Source organism: Bradyrhizobium sp. HKCCYLS1011 (assembly GCF_051167795.1).
GTDB lineage: Bacteria > Pseudomonadota > Alphaproteobacteria > Rhizobiales > Xanthobacteraceae > Bradyrhizobium.
This window is the reverse complement of sequence record NZ_JBNPTT010000014.1, coordinates 202,599-219,892: the sequence shown is the minus strand read 5'-3', so window position 1 is coordinate 219,892 and position 17,294 is coordinate 202,599. Positions and strand designations below refer to the sequence as shown.

Here is a 17,294-nt window from a genome sequence, read left to right as displayed (position 1 = left end):
AATCTCGTTATCGCTCGAAGTCGCACCGCGCCGAGCCCACCCAGCCTTGTAACTCACATTCTTGCCCAGCCTCGACGGGCAGCCGTTCATCGCGCCGCAATGCCCCGTGCTGATCCCTGTGTTCACCGGAAGTTGAGCGCTCAAACGGATCCGAGCGCACGTTCCGGTCTTGGAATACGGGGATATCCCCCTAAATCGGAGGCAGGAGGACAGATCCATGTCTCATGATGCTGTCGCAGCTGCCGATCATTTCAGGGCCATTGGTTATACGCGTGCGCCGGACGGATTTCCGCTCGAAACGTTCGAGCGGCCGGTACCAAAGCCGCAGGCGGACGAACTGCTCGTCCATGTCGTGTCGTCGTCACTCAACCCGCTCGACTACAAGCTCGCCGAGCTCAATTTTCTGGGCCGCACGCCGCCGGTCGCACTCGGCTTCGATTTCGCCGGCATCGTGATCGCGCGCGGGGATGCCGTGACGGCGTTCGATATCGGCGACGCCGTTTTCGGCATGGTGCCGTCGAACCGGGACGGCGCGTGGGCCTCCGGTGGCACGGGTGGCTACGCCCTGGTGCCCGAGTGCTTGGTCGCGTCCAAGCCAGACGGCTTCAGCTTTGTCGAGGCGGGAGCGCTCGGCGTCTGCTACCTTTCCGCCTATCTTGCCCTTGCGGATACGTTGGATGCCGGCGCCACGGTCTATATTCCCGGCGGTGGCGGTGGGGTCGGTCATCTCGCCATTCAGCTGGCGAAGGCGCTCGGCGCGAAGAGGATCATCAGCAGCGCCGGCAACGTACGATCACGTGCCTTGGCGCTGTCTTCGGGCGCTGACCATGTCTTCGACTACCGGCGCGACGATATCGCAGCCAAGGTCGCGGGTTTGACAAATGGTCAGGGCGTCGATCTCGTGTTCGATGCGACCTACAGCGAGGACAGCTTCGTCGCGACCTCGAAATTGGTGCGGCCGGGCGGGCGATGGGTGGTGCTGGGCGTCGGTCCGGGCAAGACCAGCCGTCGCACCGAGACCGAAAGCCCGGTAGCCGGCATCTTGGCAGCGAAGGATGCTCAGCTCGTCAACGTCAACCTGCTGCGCTATTTCTCCGATTCCGTTGCGCTGGATGCGGAGACAAAGACCTTGCTGAGCGGCGCGATCCGGGACGCGGCTGCGACCGCCGAGGCAGGGGTGGTGCGCCCGCATCTCAGCGAGATCATCCCGTCCGAGGTCGGCGCAATTAACGCCGCGCTTGCTGAGATGCGAGCCGGCCGGAAGTCGGTCGGCAAGATCGCCATCGTCGTCGACGAGGAGCGCGCACGATGAGTCTGCCGCTCCGATCGGCCAGTCCCTGCATCGCCAGCGCGATGCGCGCGGCGTCGCGCCGGCTGACGCTGCTCTATGACGAGGTGATGGCGCCCTCCGGCTTGCGCCTGACCCAGTTCGGCATTCTCGCCGAGTTGGAACGCCGGGCATCCGAGCCTCCGACGGTCAGCGAACTGGCCGAGATCCTCACCATGGAACGCTCTGCGCTCGGACAGAGCCTTCGCACGCTGGAAACTGACGGGCTTGTCGCGCTTGGTCGCGATCAGCGCGACGCTCGGCGGCGCCCGGTGCGTCTGACGCCGGCCGGTCGAAAGGCGGCGGCTCGTGCGCGCCCTTATTGGGAAAAAGCCCATGCCCAATTCTCGCGATTCTACGGTGATGCCGCTGCGCTCTCCGAATTGCGGTCGACGCTGCGCGATATCGCCGAAAATCGAGCACTCGCGGACGCCTTCGCGCGGCGCGATTGAGCAGAAAGGGCAAGTCATGAACGCGCAAGTCATAGACACGCAAGTCATGGACACACAGGATATCGACATTCGACACGGCATGGCCGCGCTCGAGCCCGGCGTCATCCTCCACTATGTCACCGCCGGTGATGGCGATCGCACCATCGTGCTGCTGCACGGCTTTCCGCAGACATGGCGCGAGTGGCGGCACGTGATGCCGCGCCTTGCTAGCGCAGGCTATCGCGTCGTCGCCGTGGATTACCGCGGCGCCGGTTATTCCTCGCGTCCGCTCGATGGTTACGACAAGCACACCATGGCATCGGACATCCGGCGCCTCATCAAGGATGAGCTGCGCATCGCCGGTCCGATCGTGCTGGTCGGGCACGATATCGGCCTGATGGTCGCCTACGCCTATTCGCAGATGTTCCGCGATCATGTCTCTCATCTTGCGGTGATCGATGCGCCGCTGCCGGGCACCCAGGTGTTCGACCGGCTTCGCGCCGATCCGCGGGTCTGGCAGTTCGCCTTCCACAGCGTGCGGGACATTCCCGAGATGCTGATCGCGGGTCGCGAGCGGGCCTATCTGCAGGCGTTCTTCAACGCGCGGCTCTATAACATCGCCGCCATCACGGACCAGGAGCTGGACGCATACGTCTCCGCCTATTCCGCGGCAGGAGCGTTGCGCGCAGGCCTCGAACTGTACCGGGCCTTCGATCGTGACATCGAGGACAACCGTCAATGGCTGGCCGCGCACGGCAGGCTGACGATCCCGGTGCTCGCCGTCGGCGGGCAGGCGAGCACGACGGGACCGCTGATGGCCGAGATGATGCGGGAGGTGGCCGAAGATGTCACCGAGCTGCGGGTGCCGAATGCTGCGCATTGGATTGCCGAGGAAAATCCGCAGGCCCTGGTGAACGGTTTGATCGGCTTCTTGGAAGACGGCTCGCGGTGAGCCGCGTTGATGGATAAGGAGAACTGCGATGCCCGCTTACGTGATTTTTGACGTCGAGATCACTGACCCGCAGCGCTACCAGGAATTCATGTCGAGCGTGAAGCCCGCGTTGGAGGCGGCCGGAGCCAAATATCTGGCGCGAGGCGGACCTCACAAAGTTCATGAGGGTGATTGGACGCCGCGCCGGATCGTGCTGCTGGAATTTCCCTCCGTCGCGGCCTGGGAGGCGTTCTATAACGGCGCAACCTATCAAGGCCTCAAAGCCATCAGGGACTCCTGCAGCTCTGCGCGGCTGGTCAGCGTGGAAGGGCTCTCCTAAAGCACGATGAGATTAGGATGAATCGTCATCGCGCTTTAGGTTATTGTTTGAGCATGATCTTTTCGGAAAACCGCTTCGCACTTTTCCGGATCATGCTCTAGCAGGCTGATCAGAGCCCGCGGCCTCGCCGAACACTTTGCAACAACGCATCGCGATCGCGTCAGCCCTTGACTGTCCCTGCGAGCCGATCGCCGCTTCCGATTTGCGACGTCGCTGCGGTCGGGCGCCGCAGGATCGCCTCGATATCATCCAACTCTTCCGTGCAGGCTGCGACGGCCCGTCGGGTCTCGGCCGCCCGGTTGCCGAACGGCGCGTATGAACAACGTCCGCGTCGCAGGCAGTCCCGCGCCAGTCGATCGGTCTGGCAGGGCGAAACGCTGCATGGGAGGAAATGCGTTGGCGAATGTCCTTGGGATCAACTCGGTCTATCATGAATCAGCGGCCGCGCTGCTCGTCGATGGCGAGCTCGTTGCCGCCGTCGAGGAGGAACGGTTCAACCGGATCAAGCACGGCAAGCAGGCCGACTTCGACAATCCGCATCAGCTGCCCGAACGTGCGATCCGCTTTTGCCTGAAACAGGCCGGCCTCACCGCCGACGACATCGATCATGTCGCCTACTCGTTCGACCCAAAGCTGCGCCAAACACGATATCGCGCCGACTGGTGGGATCCGCGGCTGGAGGAGATCTTTCGGCTGCGGCTTGGCCAGGTGCGTGGGGCCGTCGAAGAGCTTCTTGGCCGGTCGCTGGGACAGCGATTGCATTTTGTGTCGCATCATCTGGCCCATGCCGCCTCGGCCTATTTCCCGTCGGGTTTCGACCGCGCAGCTATTCTCACCGTCGACGGCATCGGCGAGACGGCCGGGACTTCGCTCGCGAAGGCGGTCGGCAGCCGCATTCAGGTCGTGGAGACCTTCGAACATCCGCATTCGATCGGTTTTGTCTGGGAGGTGTTCAGCGACTACCTCGGCTTCTCGCACTACGACGCGTCGAAAGTCATGGGACTGGCGGCGTACGGCGACCCCGAGGTCTTCCGTCAGCAATTCCACTCGATCCTCCGCGCGGACGAGATGAACTATGGCGTCGCGCCGGAGATTCTTGGCGTCAGCCCGGAGCGTTACGCCAGAATGGAGGCCATCTTCGGTCCGCCGCGCGAGGCCGACGCTGAGATTCTGCCGCGTCATGCCGATATGGCGGCCGCCCTGCAGGAGGCCACAGATGCCGCGGTGACGGCGCTGGTGCGGCGTATCAAACGCCAGGTGCCGTTCGAGAATTTATGTCTTGCCGGCGGCGTCGCGCTCAACTGCGTGACCAACGAGCTGGTCAAACAGTCCGGGGAATTCGCCAATTTGTTCATACCTTCCGCGCCTCACGACGCCGGCACCGCGATCGGTGCGGCCTTTTTCGTTCATGCCGCCAAGCAGAAGACGCCGCCTCAGCGCGGCTATGCGACGCCGTATTTGGGGCCGGCGTTCAAGCCGCGCGAGATTCTGGCCGCGGTCAAGTCGGCAGGTCTCTCGGGACGGCAAAGCAAGTCTCCGGCACGCGAGGCCGCCAACATGATCGCTGACGGCAAGATCGTCGCCTGGTTCCAGGGGCGCATGGAGTTCGGGCCGCGTGCGCTGGGCAACCGTTCGCTGCTCGCCGATCCGCGCCGGCCGGACATGCGTGACATCCTCAATCAGAAGGTCAAGCACCGGGAAGATTTTCGGCCGTTCGCTCCGAGCGTCCTGGCGGAGCATGCCGACGAATGGTTCGATGTCGGCGAGCGCTCGCCGAGTCACGAGTTCATGCTGTTCGCATGCCGGGTCAAGCCCGATCGGCGCGATCTCATTCCCGCGGTGGTCCACAAGGATGGCAGCGCCCGGGTCCAGATCGTGAGTCGGAAGTCAAATCCACGGTTTCACGAGCTCATCTCCTGCTTCTTCGCGAAAACCGGCGTGCCGATCGTCGTCAATACGTCGTTCAACGACAGCGAGCCGATCGTCTGCACGCCGACGGATGCGATCGTCACCTTTCGCAAATCGGGCATCGACGCATTGTTCATGGACGACGTCGTGCTGAGCGCGAAAGCTGAGCAGGCTCGTACGCATGGCCGGCCTACAGATCGCGTGTCTCGCCCAGCAGCTCGTCCAGCGCGGCACGATAGGCAGCTTGAACCAGCGCGGGATAGGATGCGGCCAGCGTCTCCATCACCACGCCGGAATTGATCTCCAGCACCTGCCAGCGTCCGTCCGACTGCACCGCATCGACGGACGCGAAGCGAATGCCGATGGCTTGGGCGGCCTTCGCAGCCAGTGCCACGCAAGCATCGTAGGCCGCGCCGCTCTGCAGCAGCATCGGCTTGGCGCCGGCTTCGAGATTGTGCCGCCAGGTGACCAGCCGCCGCTCGCCTGCTGGAACGATGGCGGCAAGCTCGACCGGGGTGAACTCGCTCTGCAGGAGCGGGAGCATGCGTGCGCGCAATGCTGGCGACAGCGCGGCCAGCGCGAGCTCCTGCAATGTTCGGGCTCCGTCACCGGTCACGCTCGGCCGCACCTTGCGATAGACTACGAGCGGAATGCCATCGAGCAGAACAATGCGCACCTCGTCCTCGACATCGAGAAACGGCGAGATGGCGACGTTGTCATGGGTGGCGAACAGTCCGTTGACAGCCTGCATCAACGCGTCTCGGTCGCGAACGCGCATCACGCCGCGTCCTGAGGTGCCTTCGTTCGGCTTCACCACCAGTCCCGAAGGATGGGTTTCGAGCAACTCCACCATCGCAGCCCACGGCACCTCGGCACCGGCGTCAAAGACCGGTGCGAGGAAGAAAGCATGGGAAACGACGGGAACGCCCGATGCCGCCAGCAGATCTGCGGTCGCCGCCTTGTCGCAGGCCAGTCTGTGCGCCACCGCGCTGTTCAGCCCGAGGTCATAGCCGAAGATCAGGTGGCGCCGGCTACCGCGCTCCAGCACGAGCAGCCAACCGTCGGCCCGAATGTCGAGTCCGATCCCATGCTCGGCGCAGTAGCGCCTGATAGCTTCGATGAGGATCCGGGGCTGCTTGGGCATTGCTCAAGGATTGGCCAGGTTGCGGAATTTAAGGGCTGGGAAGGCCGTGTCAGTGCAGGTAGATTGTTCGAGATCGTTTGTATACAAATGAACGGCCGAACCCCGTGCCAGCATAGGCTGGCATGCATTTGCTCGCTATCGATTGTGCATTGCAGCGGGTTGATTTCCGGCCGTTTTCGTGTACATCAAGCGGCGGAAAATCTGCAGCGTTTACAGAGGGTTGTGGTCGCTTTTGTCCTACGACCCATTTCTTCCAATATCAGCCTGCGTGAAGAAACAAACATCATGAGCGCGTTCTATCGAGAGAAAGTTCTTTCCGTTCAGCACTGGACGGACACCCTGTTCTCCTTCAAAGCCACCCGCGATGCGGGCTTCCGCTTCCAGAATGGCCAGTTCGCGATGATCGGCCTGGAGGTCGAGGGCCGGCCGCTGCTCCGCGCCTACAGCATGGCGAGCGCCAATCACGAGGAGGAACTGGAGTTCTTCAGCATCAAGGTCCAGGACGGCCCGCTGACCTCCCGCCTGCAGAAAATCAAGGAAGGCGACACCATCCTGGTCGGCCGCAAGGCCACGGGAACGCTGATCACCGACAACCTCCTGCCGGGCAAGCGCCTGCTGCTGCTGTCGACCGGCACCGGCCTTGCCCCGTTCGCCAGCCTGATCAAGGACCCGGACGTCTACGATCGTTTCGAGACCATCGTGCTCGTGCATGGCTGCCGTCAGGTGGCCGAGCTCGCCTATGGCGAGACCGTGGTCGAGAGCCTCCGTCAGGACGAGCTGTTCGGGCCGTTGCTCGAAGAGAAGCTGAAATACTATCCGACCGTCACCCGTGAGCCGTTCCGCAACCGCGGCCGCATCACCGACCTGATCTCCTCCGAGCAGCTGTTCAACGATATCGGTCAGCACCCGCTCGATATCGAGACCGACCGCATCATGATGTGCGGCAGCCCGGCGATGCTGGAAGAGCTGAAGACCATGTTCGAGTCCGGCGGCTTCATCGAGGGCAGCGGCAATACGCCCGGCCACTTCGTGATCGAGAAGGCCTTCGTCGAGCGCTGAGCTTCCGGCGCCTCGACGCAATCGGGGCGCTCCAATCCCTGGCAATATCCTCCCTTGCAAGCTTTGCAGCGGCTGTGCGAGTTTCGGCCGCAGAGATCGGGCCCACGAAGGCCCGGCGGCAACCAGGGAGGGGATGCGGAGCGCGCGAAGCGTGCGGCCGTCCCCATGATGATGGGGGATAGCCATGGATTCCATCGTTCGGCGGCAAACGCTGGGTGACCTCCTTCGGCGCAGCGCGGCGCGCACGCCACAGAAGACCGCCGTGATCTGCGGCGATGTCAGCTGGAGCTATTCCGAATTCAACGCCATCGTCGACCGCCTTGCGGCGGGCCTGGCCGAGCGCGGCGTCGCCAAGGGCGAACGCGTGGCCATCCTCGCCCGCAACTCGCATGCCTTTGCGGCCTTGCGCTTCGCGCTGGCGCGGCTCGGCGCCGTGCTGGTGCCGATCAATTTCATGCTCAAGGCGGAGGAGGTCGCCTACATCCTCAAACACGCCGGCGCCCGCCTGCTCGCGACTGACAGCGGCTTCGCGAGCCTTGCGCGCGCCGCCAAGCAATTCGCGCCAGCCGTCGAGCAGCTGATCTGGCTGCCATCCGAAGCACAAAGCGAGCGCCAGGCGGACATGATCGATTTCGCCGCGCTGGCAGCCTCGACGGCGGTGGTGCCCGCGGTCGAGCTCAACGGCACTGATCTCGCCCAGATCGTCTACACATCAGGCACGGAGTCGCTGCCCAAGGGCGCGATGCTGACCCATGACGCCGTGATCTGGCAGTATGTCTCCTGCGTGGTCGATGCCGGCATCGCGGCCGACGACGTCACGCTGCACGCGCTGCCGCTCTATCACTGCGCCCAGCTCGATGTGTTCTTCGGTCCTGCGATCTATGTCGGCGGCACCAACATCATCACCGCGTTTCCGACGCCGGACAATCTACTGCCGCTGATGGCGAAATATCGCATCACCTCGTTCTTTGCGCCGCCGACAGTGTGGATTTCGATGCTGCGCTCGCCGCTGTTCGAGACCACCGATCTCTCGACCCTGCGCAAGGGCTATTACGGCGCCTCCATCATGCCGGTCGAGGTGCTGCGCGAGCTGGCGCAGCGGCTGCCCGAGGTACGGCTGTGGAATCTCTATGGCCAGACCGAGATCGCGCCGCTCGCCACCATGCTTGGCCCTGAGGACCAGCTGCGCAAGCCCGGCTCCTGCGGCCGCGCCGTGCTCAATGTCGAAACCCGCGTGGTCGATGATGCCATGGCCGACGTGCCGCCCGGCGTGGTCGGCGAGGTCGTGCACCGCTCGCCGCATCTGATGCTCGGCTATTTCCACGACGACGAGCGCACCGCCGCCGCGTTCCAGGGCGGCTGGTTCCATTCCGGCGACCTCGCCACCATCGATGAGGATGGCTACATCACCATCGTCGACCGCAAGAAGGATATGATCAAGACCGGCGGCGAGAACGTCGCCAGCCGCGAGGTCGAGGAGGCGCTCTATCTGATCCCGGAGGTTTCCGAAGTCGCCGTCGTCGGCCTGCCGCATCCGCGCTGGGTCGAGGCGGTGGTCGCTGTGGTCGTCGTCAAGTCGGGCTGCGAGCTGACCGAGGAGGATGTGCTCAAGCGCGCTACGGCCAAGCTCGCGTCCTTCAAGACCCCGAAACGTGTCGTGTTCGTCGATGCGCTGCCGAAGAACCCGAGCGGCAAGCTGTTGAAGCGGCAGTTGCGGGAGATGCACGCAGGCCTGTTTACGGAAATGTGAGCGGGTGCGCCCTCGCGTATGCTGATCTGCGAGGCCGCCGGCAGCGGTTCATTGGCCCGGCGCGCGGGACACATTGCATCGCAAAACTAGCCGTTGGGGTGGTGGACTGATTTCGCAACAGGTGATTGGATGGCCGGTGCGGCGGTGCCGTCACACCGATGACGGACGGCTGGGCTAGCCTTTAGTAACGTTGCTCCGCTACAGGCGTAGAGACGATATCGCCGCGCTCGCCCGACGACGCCCGCTCGACGACGCTCGCCTGATGACATGGCCTGAGGGATCCGATGGAAAATCTGCTGCTTCCGTTATCGCCGCGCTTCATCGTGCTGACGCTCTGCGCGGTCGTGACAGCCATGCTGCTCATTCTCGGCATCTATGATCGCAAGATCTTCGACCTTGTCCTGGTCCCGCTCTTGATCTTCGGCGCGCTGACGTTGCTCGGCATCCGCGATCTCATCCAGAAGAGCCATGCGGTGCTGCGCAACTATCCGATCTCAGCGCATATGCGGTTTCTGCTCGAAGAGATCCGGCCCGAGATGCGGCAGTACTTCTTCGAGAGCGAGAAGGACGGCATGCCATTCTCGCGCGACACCCGCGCGGTGGTCTATCAGCGCGCCAAGATGGTGCTGGACAAGCGCCCGTTCGGCACCCAGGAGGACGTCTACCGCGACGGCTACGAATGGCTGCATCATTCGGTGGCGCCGAAGCCGCATGCGGAGGAGAAATTCCGCATTCAGATCGGCGGCCCGGATTGCAGCAAGCCCTATTCGGCCTCGGTGTTCAACATTTCCGCGATGAGCTTCGGCGCGCTCAGCCCGAATGCTGTGCGCGCGCTCAACGGTGGCGCCAAGAAGGGTGGCTTCGCGCATGACACCGGCGAGGGCGGTTTCAGCCCCTATCACGCCGAGATGGGCGGCGACATCATCTGGGAGATCGGCTCCGGCTATTTCGGCTGCCGCCATCGCGACGGCAGCTTCGATCCGGACGCGTTCGCGCGGGTCGCGAGCCAGGACCAGATCAAGATGGTCGAGCTCAAGATGAGCCAGGGCGCCAAGCCCGGCCATGGTGGCGTGCTGCCGGCGGCGAAAGTCTCGGCGGAGATCTCCAAGATCCGCGGCGTCGCCATGGGCGAGGACTGCATCTCGCCGCCGGCGCACCGCGCCTTCTCCACCCCTGCGGGCATGATGCAGTTCATCGGTGAGATGCGAAAGCTGTCCGGCGGCAAGCCGGCCGGCTTCAAGCTCTGCATTGGCCATACCTGGGAGTTCCTGGCGATCTGCAAGGCGATGCTGGAGACCGGCATCTATCCCGATTTCATCGTGGTCGACGGCAATGAGGGCGGCACCGGCGCGGCGCCGCTGGAATTCATGGACCATCTGGGCATGCCGATGCGCGAGGGCGTCAGCTTCGTCCACAACGCGCTGGTGGGCCTCAACATCCGTGATCGCATCAAGATCGGCGCGTCCGGCAAGATCGCCACCGCCTTCGACATGGCGCGTGCGATGTCGATCGGCGCCGACTGGTGCAATTCCGCGCGCGGCTTCATGTTCTCGCTCGGCTGCATCCAGTCACTCAGCTGCCATACCGACCGCTGCCCGACTGGCGTTACCACCCAGGATCCGACCCGCAGTCGCGCGCTGGTGGTGCCGCACAAGCTGGAGCGCGTCTACAATTATCACCACGCCACCCTGCATGCGCTGACCGAACTGATCGCCGCCGCCGGCCTCGAACATCCGCAGGATTTGCGCCCGATCCACTTCTCGCAGCGGACCTCGACCACCGATGTTTCGTCGTTCGCGCAACTCTATCCGGCGCTGCGGCCGGGTGAATTGCTCGAAGGCACCAAAGACATTCGCTACCGCGATGCCTGGGCGATGGCCCGGGCGGACACGTTCGCGCCGGCGGTGTGAGGCGTCTCAGGCTGGGCCGACATTGGGAGATTTTTTCGGGAACCTTTGGGCCTGAGCTGCATCCAACCTCATGAGATCCTCAGGTCGGGTGAACCGTCATGCGTTGGACCACGGCGAGAAATCCATCCTCCGCGCCGGCTGGCGAGGATGAGCTGATCTTGCGGGCCAAGGCCCGCGACGAGGCGGCGATCCGGGCCATCCTGCAGGCCAACAACCGCCGCCTGTTCCGGATCGCCCGCGGCATCCTGCGCAACGACAGCGAAGCCGAGGACGTGGTGCAGGAGACCTATGTCCGGGCGCTCACGCATCTTGAAGCCTTCCGCGGCGAGTCCAGCCTTTCGACCTGGCTGACGCGCATTGCCATGAACGAGGCGCTGGGGCGGCTGCGCGGCCGCCGGCCTGAGCTGGCGTGGCAGCCGCAGGACGGGCCAGAGGCCGACATCATTCCGTTTCCCACCGCATCGAGCGATCCGGAAAAATCCATGGCGCAACGCCAGATCCAGGAGCTTGTCGAGCATGCGATCGATGAATTGCCGGAGCCGTTTCGGCTGGTCTTCATTGCGCGCGTGATCGAGGAGATGAGCATCGAGGAGACCGCCGAACTGCTCGGCCTGAAGCCGGAGACGGTCAAGACGCGCCTGCATCGCGCCCGCGCCCTGCTGCGTGAGAATGTCGAGAAGGAGATCGGTCCGATCATTCTCGATGCGTTTCCGTTCGCCGGCCCTCGCTGTGAGCGGCTGACCGATACGGTGCTTAGGCGGCTCGGTTTTCCGATCTGAACTTTCTCGGGAACGTCGGCTTCGATTTTCCATCCAATCCCTGTGCAACCATTCACCCGCCGGCCGTGAGGTCCGGGCGGCACAGGAGATCAAGCCATGTTTTATCGAATCAGCACGGCGGCCGTCGTGATCTGCCTCTCCAGCAGCGTTGCGCTCGCACAGGGCGCCAAGCTCACCGATCCGCAGATCGCTCACATCGCCTACACGGCAGGCGAAATCGACATCAAGGCCGCGAAACAGGCATTGGATAAGGCCAGCAACAAGGACGTGAAACAGTTCGCGGAGGGCATGGTGCGCGACCATGAAGCCGTCAACAAGCAGGCGCTGGATCTCGTCAAGAAGCTCAAGGTGACGCCCGAAGACAACGACACCAGCCGCACGTTGTCGAAGCAGGCGAGCGAGAAGCTTGGCGAGCTCGGCAAGCTCAAGGGTGCTGCCTTCGACAAGGCCTATATCGCCAACGAAGTCGCCTATCATAAGACGGTGAACAATGCGCTCGAGACCCAGCTCATTCCCTCCGCCAGCAATGCCGAGCTGAAGGGCCTGTTGCAGACCGGCCTGAAGATCTTTCAGGGCCACGAGCAGCACGCCGAGCATGTCGCGGCCGAGCTGAAGTAGGAGGTTGCGATGTCGGGGCGTATTGCCTTCCTGAGCACGATCGTGCTTGTGGCAGCGAGCGTTCCGGCGCGCGCGGCCACCATCCAGATCGTGATGGACAAGCTCGAGATCTCGCCGGCGGCGGCCTCAGCCAAGGTCGGCGACACCGTTGAATGGATCAACAAGGATGCGCTGGTTCATACCGCGACCGCGCGCAATGGCGACTTCGACGTCACCTTGCCGCCGAACAAGACGATGAGCCTGGTGCTGAAGAAGCCGGGAGCTGTGGATTACTACTGTCGCTTTCATCCGAACATGAAGGCGACCTTGAAAGTCGCCCCCTAACGTTGATCAGCGTCAGTGCGGGTTCTCCAGGCTGAACGTCTCCGACTGCTCGTCATAGGCGAACAGCTCGGCATAGCGGGCCCAGGAGATGATCGTCTCCAGGGTCTCGTCGGCATATTGCTCGGACATGTAGTCCTCGAGCTCGACGCGGAAGCGCGCGGCCGGCGCCGTGTGCGAGGGCCGGTCGTCGAGCACGCGCCGGATCAGGCCGATCAGCGGCACGTTCTCGGTGAGGTGCTGGGCGAATAGCTTCTTACGCTCGTCGGTCTCCAGATGTGCGAAACGCTTGCCGGCCTCGGTCAGGGTGAGGTCGCCTTCGCTGAGCTGCGCAAAGCGCAACAGCTGCAGCGCTTCGGCGAGCGGGAAGATCTCGTCGACCTCGAGCTGGAGATGGCCGGCCAGCACCGGCAGGTCGGCATGGCCGTTATAGGGCGCGCCCGCCAGCGCCTCGATCAGGCCCGAGATCGAGTTCGATCCCACATGGCTCAGCACCATCCCGACGCCAAAGCCGGGCGCGCCCTCCGCGCTCGGCGCCTTCGGCTCGGGCCGCTGCGTCATGCGGGCATAGAGGCTGTCGACCAGCTGGCGGAAGGCGGGGTCGAGCCGGTTGCGCGGATGGGCGAGATCGACCTTGAACTCGGCGGCGACGCGGCCGGGGTTCGATGAGAACACCAGGATGCGGTCGCACATCAGCACCGCCTCCTCGATATTGTGCGTCACCATCAGCACCGACTTGATCGGCAGCCTTCCGTCGATCCAGAGGTCGACCAGGTCGGTGCGCAGCGTCTCGGCTGTGAGAACATCGAGCGCCGAGAACGGCTCATCCATCAGCAGCAGGTCGGGATGCACGACCAGCGCGCGGGCAAAGCCGACGCGCTGGCGCATGCCGCCGGACAGCTCCTTCGGATAGGCCGATTCGAAGCCGTCGAGGCCGATCAGGTCGATGGCTGCGATCGCGCGCTTGCGCCGCTCAGCGCTGTCGATGCCGAGTGCCTCGAGCCCGAGCTCGACGTTCTGCAGGACCGTAAGCCAGGGGAACAGCGCAAAGGACTGGAACACCATGGCGACGCCGTGGGGCGGGCCGGAGATGATCTCGCCCCGGCAGGTCGCTTCGCCCGACGACGGCGAGACCAGGCCGGCGATGATGCGCAAAAGCGTTGACTTGCCCGAGCCGGAGCGGCCGAGCAGGCCGACGATCTCGCCGGCGCGGATGGTCAGATCGACCTTCTCCAGGACGACGAGGTCCTCGCCGCTGCCCTTGGGAAACAGCCGGCTGACGCCCTTGATGTCGATCAGCGAGGCCTGGTTGACTTGATCGCGCATGCGGTTCCCTCCCGATCAGCCGAGGCGCAGCCGGCGCTCGCCGAACGCGTAGAGCGGCCGCCATAGCAGCCGGTTGAACAAAGTGACGAGGATGCACATCACGGCAATGCCGAGCACGACGCGCGGAAAGTCGCCGTGCTCGGTCGCGGTCGCAATATAGGCGCCAAGGCCGGTTGCCGTCAGATGCGTGTCGCCCCAGCTCGCGACCTCCGCCACGATCGAGGCGTTCCAGGAGCCGCCGGAGGCGGTGATGGCGCCGGTGATGTAATAGGGGAAGATGCCGGGCAGGATGACCTTGGTCCACCAGCGCCAGCCGCCGAGATGAAAGCTGGAGGCGGCTTCACGCAGGTCGGTTGGAAAGGCACTGGCGCCGGCGATGACGTTGAACAGGATGTACCACTGCGTCCCCAGGATCATCAGGGGACTCAGCCAGACATTGGCATCGAGCCTGAGGCGCACGATCAGCACCACGAACACCGGAAAGGCGAGGTTGGCCGGAAACGCCGCCAGGAACTGCGCCAGCGGCTGCACCCGCTCGGCGAGTTTCGGCCGGAGCCCGATCCAGACGCCGACAGGAATCCAGATCAGCGAGGCCAACGCGATCAGCACCACGACGCGCAGCAGCGTGATCAGGCCATAGCCGATCGCGGTGGCAACGTCCGAGAGCGCGAGCGTCGCCGAGAGATAGTCGTAGGTTTTCCAGCCGGCGTAGGAGCAGCCGATCACGATCACCACAAGCCATAGCGCATCGAGCAGCCGCGAGGGCGGGCCGGACCTGACCGGCGTGCTCAGGACGGAAGGCCAGTCAATCCGCAAATTGGAAAAGGACCGGTTGAGCGCGGCGAAGGGAAGCGTCAGCGACCGCAGCGCCCGGGTGCGTCTGAACAGGTCGAGCATCCACGAGGTCGGCGGATTGCCCGACGCCGTCTGCTCGAAGCGGAATTTGTCGGCCCAGGCCACGATGGGGCGGAACAGCAGCTGGTCATAGGCGATGATGACGAGCAGCATGGTCAGGATCGCATAGCCGATCGCGGCGAGGTTCTGCTGCGCGATCCCCAGCGCCACATAGGAGCCGACGCCCGGGAGCGTCACGGTGGTGTTGCCGACGGTGATGGCTTCCGAGGCGACCACGAAGAACCAGCCGCCGGACATCGACATCATCGCGTTCCAGATCAGCCCGGGCATTGCGTAGGGCACGTCGAGCCGCCAGAAGCGCTGCCAGCCGGAGAGATGGAAGCTCCGCGTGGCTTCGTCGAGGTCCTTCGGCTCGTTGCGCATCGACTGGTACATGCTGAAGGTCATGTTCCAGGCCTGGCTGGTGAAGATCGCGAACACGCAGGCGAGTTCGGCGCCCAGCACCTTGCCCGGAAACAGGTTCATGAAGAACACGACCGTGAAGGTGAGGAAGCCGAGGATCGGCACCGACTGCAGGATGTCGAGCAGCGGGATCAGCACCATCTCGGCGCGCCGGCTCTTGGCGGCAAGCGCCGCGTAAACGAACGTGAACACGAGCGAGCACAGCATCGCGAGCAGCATGCGCAGGGTGGTGCGCAAGGCGTAAAGCGGCAGGTTCACAGGGTCGAGCGAGACCGGTGCCGTATCGAGCGCCGACAGCGGCAGCGTGGTCTGCTCGCCGCCATAGACGATCAGCACCATGGCACCGATCACGATGATCAATGCGACGATGTCCCAGATGTTGGGCCGCACTGCTTCTCGCAAAACGGTTGTATTGATGCCTTGCAGTATCATCAAGCGTGTCCCGTATCGCCAATGGTCCTTGTGCGCCGCAGCGGAGCTTCCTTCTCACATCGCCGCGGGGCAGTTCAAGCGGGCCGATTCGGCAGCCAACCCTGGCCGCCATGGTAGGCGGGATTTGTGATGGGTTGTTATCGGGGGCTGGGTTCGCGCCGGGATGAATGGCGCAGCTCCGGCTCCGCGCGCGCAAATGCGCGCTGGGGCGGAGCCCGACTATGGAATGTCGATCTGGCGTCGGTTGAGCGACAGCCGGCGGAATGCGCGGTCCTACCGCCCCGTCCAAGCCTTCACGAGCGCGCCGAGCTCGGCCACTTCGGGTTCGCGGATGTTGGATGGCGTCCGCGAGAAGCGCGGGGCGGGTGCGGGTTGGGTGATCCCATGGCGTTCGACGAACACGCCGCGCGCGGCCATGTGCGCATGCTTCGGCGCCTCCGTCATGGTCAGTACGGGGGCAAAGCAGATGTCGGTGCCTTCCATGATCCGGCACCAATCGTCCCGCGTCTTGCTCTTGAAGACGTCGACGAGCTTCTCGCGCAGGTCGGGCCACGCCGCGGGATTCATCTGGGCGTCGTAACACTCGTCCGACAGTCCCGCATGCTGGCGGAGCAGCGCATAGAACTGCGGCTCGATCGAGCCGATCGAGACGAAGTTGCCGCAGGCGCATTCGTAGACGCCATAGAAATGCGCGCCGCCGTCGAGGAAGTTGCGCTCGCGACCCTCGCTCCAGCGCCCGAGCGCGGCGAGATCGAAGAACATCGACATCAGCGAGGCTGCGCCGTCGCACATCGCGGCATCAACCACCTGGCCCTTGCCCGACTTCGAGACTTCCAGCAGCGCGGCGAGCACGCCGACCACGAGATAGAGCGCGCCGCCGCCGAAATCGCCGACCAGGTTCAGCGGGGGCACCGGCCGCTCCTTGGGCCCGATCGCGGCCAGCGCGCCGGTGATGGAGATATAGTTGATGTCGTGGCCGGCGGCCTGCGCCAGCGGCCCCTCCTGGCCCCAGCCGGTCATGCGGCCATAGACCAGCTGCGGATTGCGCGCGAGCACCACATCGGGGCCCAAGCCCAGCCGCTCCATGACGCCGGGACGGAAGCCTTCGATCAGCGCGTCAGCGCCGGCGAGCAGGTCGAGAACCTGTGAGACGGCGCCCTTGTCCTTCAGATCGAGCTCGACCACTTTCCGTCCGCGGCCCGCGACCGACTTCATGGTCTTGCGCGCGCCGACGCGGTCGAGCGTCACGACCTCGGCGCCCATGTCGGCCAGCATCATGCACGCGAAGGGACCGGGTCCGATGCCGGCGAACTCGACGATGCGGAAGCCGGCCAGCGGGCCGGTGGCGCGTGACTGGCTGGGTTGTGCGGTCGGGTCGAGCACGTCGTGATGTCCTTGTTGTCCTCTGCGCATGATCCAGCTCGGATCGGTTGAAGACGTTAGCCGCGGCGCACGACCTCCGTCCCCTGGAGGGAGAGGAACTAGAGTTGAACTTTCTCCACGCAGCCCCAGGGTAGGGCAAGGGATTTAGGCGGTCCAGGTTCGTTTCAAGTTGGCGGATTTTAGAGCCTGTCTGAGAGCTTGGGCGAAGGGATGGAAAACGGTTGGTACTTCGTTCGGACGACGATGACAGACTTTGACCTATGACCGTGCGCAGTGGCGCTGGGCCCGACGTCCCGTTCGCCTGTCATCATGGGAGAA

15 protein-coding genes are annotated in these 17,294 nt (G+C 64.2%); 11 read left to right on the top strand and 4 right to left on the bottom strand.

The annotated features are described in order from the left end of the window. Positions 1–217 precede the first annotated feature (217 nt). The 5 genes from ACQR1W_RS36390 to ACQR1W_RS36370 all read left to right on the top strand — a co-directional run bounded on the left by ACQR1W_RS36390 (position 218) and on the right by ACQR1W_RS36370 (position 5,237). A complete protein-coding gene (locus tag ACQR1W_RS36390; RefSeq protein WP_434855276.1) occupies positions 218–1,312 on the top strand; it encodes a quinone oxidoreductase family protein in 1,095 nt (364 codons plus the stop codon). Further along, the gene (locus ACQR1W_RS36385; RefSeq protein ID WP_008971746.1) at positions 1,309–1,779 is read left to right on the top strand and encodes a MarR family winged helix-turn-helix transcriptional regulator; all 471 of its coding nucleotides are present in this window, start codon (positions 1,309–1,311) and stop codon (positions 1,777–1,779) included. Before ACQR1W_RS36390 ends, ACQR1W_RS36385 begins: the two co-directional genes overlap by 4 nt. A 46-nt stretch (positions 1,780–1,825) precedes the next feature. Then, a complete protein-coding gene (locus tag ACQR1W_RS36380) occupies positions 1,826–2,710 on the top strand; it encodes an alpha/beta fold hydrolase (RefSeq protein ID WP_434855275.1) in 885 nt (294 codons plus the stop codon). Positions 2,711–2,738: 28 nt separating this feature from the next. Further along, positions 2,739–3,029 (top strand): DUF1330 domain-containing protein, encoded by a 291-nt coding sequence (locus tag ACQR1W_RS36375; RefSeq protein ID WP_434855274.1) that lies wholly within the window; start codon positions 2,739–2,741, stop codon positions 3,027–3,029. Positions 3,030–3,425: 396 nt separating this feature from the next. Continuing rightward, the gene (locus ACQR1W_RS36370; protein ID WP_434855273.1) at positions 3,426–5,237 is read left to right on the top strand and encodes a carbamoyltransferase family protein; all 1,812 of its coding nucleotides are present in this window, start codon (positions 3,426–3,428) and stop codon (positions 5,235–5,237) included. Here ACQR1W_RS36370 and ACQR1W_RS36365 read toward each other — a convergent pair. Next, positions 5,128–6,081, bottom strand: a complete 954-nt coding sequence (locus tag ACQR1W_RS36365; protein ID WP_434855272.1) for an ATP-grasp domain-containing protein — start codon at positions 6,079–6,081, stop codon at positions 5,128–5,130. The genes ACQR1W_RS36370 and ACQR1W_RS36365 overlap by 110 nt on opposite strands. 285 nt (positions 6,082–6,366) lie before the next feature. On the opposite strand from ACQR1W_RS36365, the gene ACQR1W_RS36360 reads away from it, so the two are divergent. The 6 genes from ACQR1W_RS36360 (at position 6,367) to ACQR1W_RS36335 (ending at position 12,521) form a co-directional block, all read left to right on the top strand. After that, positions 6,367–7,140, top strand: a complete 774-nt coding sequence (locus ACQR1W_RS36360; RefSeq protein ID WP_008973973.1) for a ferredoxin--NADP reductase — start codon at positions 6,367–6,369, stop codon at positions 7,138–7,140. A gap of 184 nt (positions 7,141–7,324) precedes the next feature. Next, positions 7,325–8,890 carry an acyl-CoA synthetase gene (locus tag ACQR1W_RS36355; protein ID WP_434855271.1) on the top strand — a complete coding sequence of 522 codons (1,566 nt, stop codon included), beginning with the start codon at positions 7,325–7,327 and terminating at the stop codon, positions 8,888–8,890. 284 nt (positions 8,891–9,174) lie between these two features. Continuing rightward, positions 9,175–10,800 (top strand): FMN-binding glutamate synthase family protein, encoded by a 1,626-nt coding sequence (locus ACQR1W_RS36350; RefSeq protein ID WP_434855270.1) that lies wholly within the window; start codon positions 9,175–9,177, stop codon positions 10,798–10,800. A gap of 98 nt (positions 10,801–10,898) precedes the next feature. Continuing rightward, positions 10,899–11,579 carry an RNA polymerase sigma factor gene (locus ACQR1W_RS36345; protein ID WP_434855269.1) on the top strand — a complete coding sequence of 227 codons (681 nt, stop codon included), beginning with the start codon at positions 10,899–10,901 and terminating at the stop codon, positions 11,577–11,579. Between the two features lie 96 nt (positions 11,580–11,675). Further along, positions 11,676–12,197 carry a DUF4142 domain-containing protein gene (locus ACQR1W_RS36340; RefSeq protein ID WP_434855268.1) on the top strand — a complete coding sequence of 174 codons (522 nt, stop codon included), beginning with the start codon at positions 11,676–11,678 and terminating at the stop codon, positions 12,195–12,197. A gap of 9 nt (positions 12,198–12,206) precedes the next feature. Then, a complete protein-coding gene (locus ACQR1W_RS36335; protein ID WP_434855267.1) occupies positions 12,207–12,521 on the top strand; it encodes a cupredoxin domain-containing protein in 315 nt (104 codons plus the stop codon). A 12-nt stretch (positions 12,522–12,533) separates the two neighbouring features. Here ACQR1W_RS36335 and ACQR1W_RS36330 read toward each other — a convergent pair whose 3' ends face one another. From ACQR1W_RS36330 to ACQR1W_RS36320, 3 genes are all read right to left on the bottom strand, one after another. Further along, a complete protein-coding gene (locus ACQR1W_RS36330; RefSeq protein ID WP_434855266.1) occupies positions 12,534–13,844 on the bottom strand; it encodes an ABC transporter ATP-binding protein in 1,311 nt (436 codons plus the stop codon). Positions 13,845–13,859: 15 nt separating this feature from the next. Then, complete coding sequence (locus ACQR1W_RS36325) at positions 13,860–15,593, bottom strand: ABC transporter permease (RefSeq protein WP_434855265.1); 1,734 nt, start codon at positions 15,591–15,593, stop codon at positions 13,860–13,862. 273 nt (positions 15,594–15,866) lie between these two features. Then, entirely contained in the window at positions 15,867–16,976 is a 1,110-nt protein-coding gene (locus tag ACQR1W_RS36320) for a CaiB/BaiF CoA transferase family protein (protein WP_434855284.1), read from the bottom strand. Positions 16,977–17,294: the final 318 nt, after the last annotated feature.

What these genes read in the sequence shown, in the direction of transcription:
- ACQR1W_RS36325 (WP_434855265.1), bottom strand. Translation starts at nt 15,593, where the DNA reads ATGATACTGCAAGGCATCAATACAACCGTTTTGCGAGAAGCAGTGCGG.
- ACQR1W_RS36360 (WP_008973973.1), top strand. Translation starts at nt 6,367, where the DNA reads ATGAGCGCGTTCTATCGAGAGAAAGTTCTTTCCGTTCAGCACTGGACG.
- ACQR1W_RS36365 (WP_434855272.1), bottom strand. Translation starts at nt 6,081, where the DNA reads ATGCCCAAGCAGCCCCGGATCCTCATCGAAGCTATCAGGCGCTACTGC.
- ACQR1W_RS36345 (WP_434855269.1), top strand. Translation starts at nt 10,899, where the DNA reads ATGCGTTGGACCACGGCGAGAAATCCATCCTCCGCGCCGGCTGGCGAG.
- ACQR1W_RS36340 (WP_434855268.1), top strand. Translation starts at nt 11,676, where the DNA reads ATGTTTTATCGAATCAGCACGGCGGCCGTCGTGATCTGCCTCTCCAGC.
- ACQR1W_RS36355 (WP_434855271.1), top strand. Translation starts at nt 7,325, where the DNA reads ATGGATTCCATCGTTCGGCGGCAAACGCTGGGTGACCTCCTTCGGCGC.
- ACQR1W_RS36330 (WP_434855266.1), bottom strand. Translation starts at nt 13,844, where the DNA reads ATGCGCGATCAAGTCAACCAGGCCTCGCTGATCGACATCAAGGGCGTC.
- ACQR1W_RS36335 (WP_434855267.1), top strand. Translation starts at nt 12,207, where the DNA reads ATGTCGGGGCGTATTGCCTTCCTGAGCACGATCGTGCTTGTGGCAGCG.
- ACQR1W_RS36375 (WP_434855274.1), top strand. Translation starts at nt 2,739, where the DNA reads ATGCCCGCTTACGTGATTTTTGACGTCGAGATCACTGACCCGCAGCGC.
- ACQR1W_RS36380 (WP_434855275.1), top strand. Translation starts at nt 1,826, where the DNA reads ATGGACACACAGGATATCGACATTCGACACGGCATGGCCGCGCTCGAG.
- ACQR1W_RS36350 (WP_434855270.1), top strand. Translation starts at nt 9,175, where the DNA reads ATGGAAAATCTGCTGCTTCCGTTATCGCCGCGCTTCATCGTGCTGACG.
- ACQR1W_RS36390 (WP_434855276.1), top strand. Translation starts at nt 218, where the DNA reads ATGTCTCATGATGCTGTCGCAGCTGCCGATCATTTCAGGGCCATTGGT.
- ACQR1W_RS36385 (WP_008971746.1), top strand. Translation starts at nt 1,309, where the DNA reads ATGAGTCTGCCGCTCCGATCGGCCAGTCCCTGCATCGCCAGCGCGATG.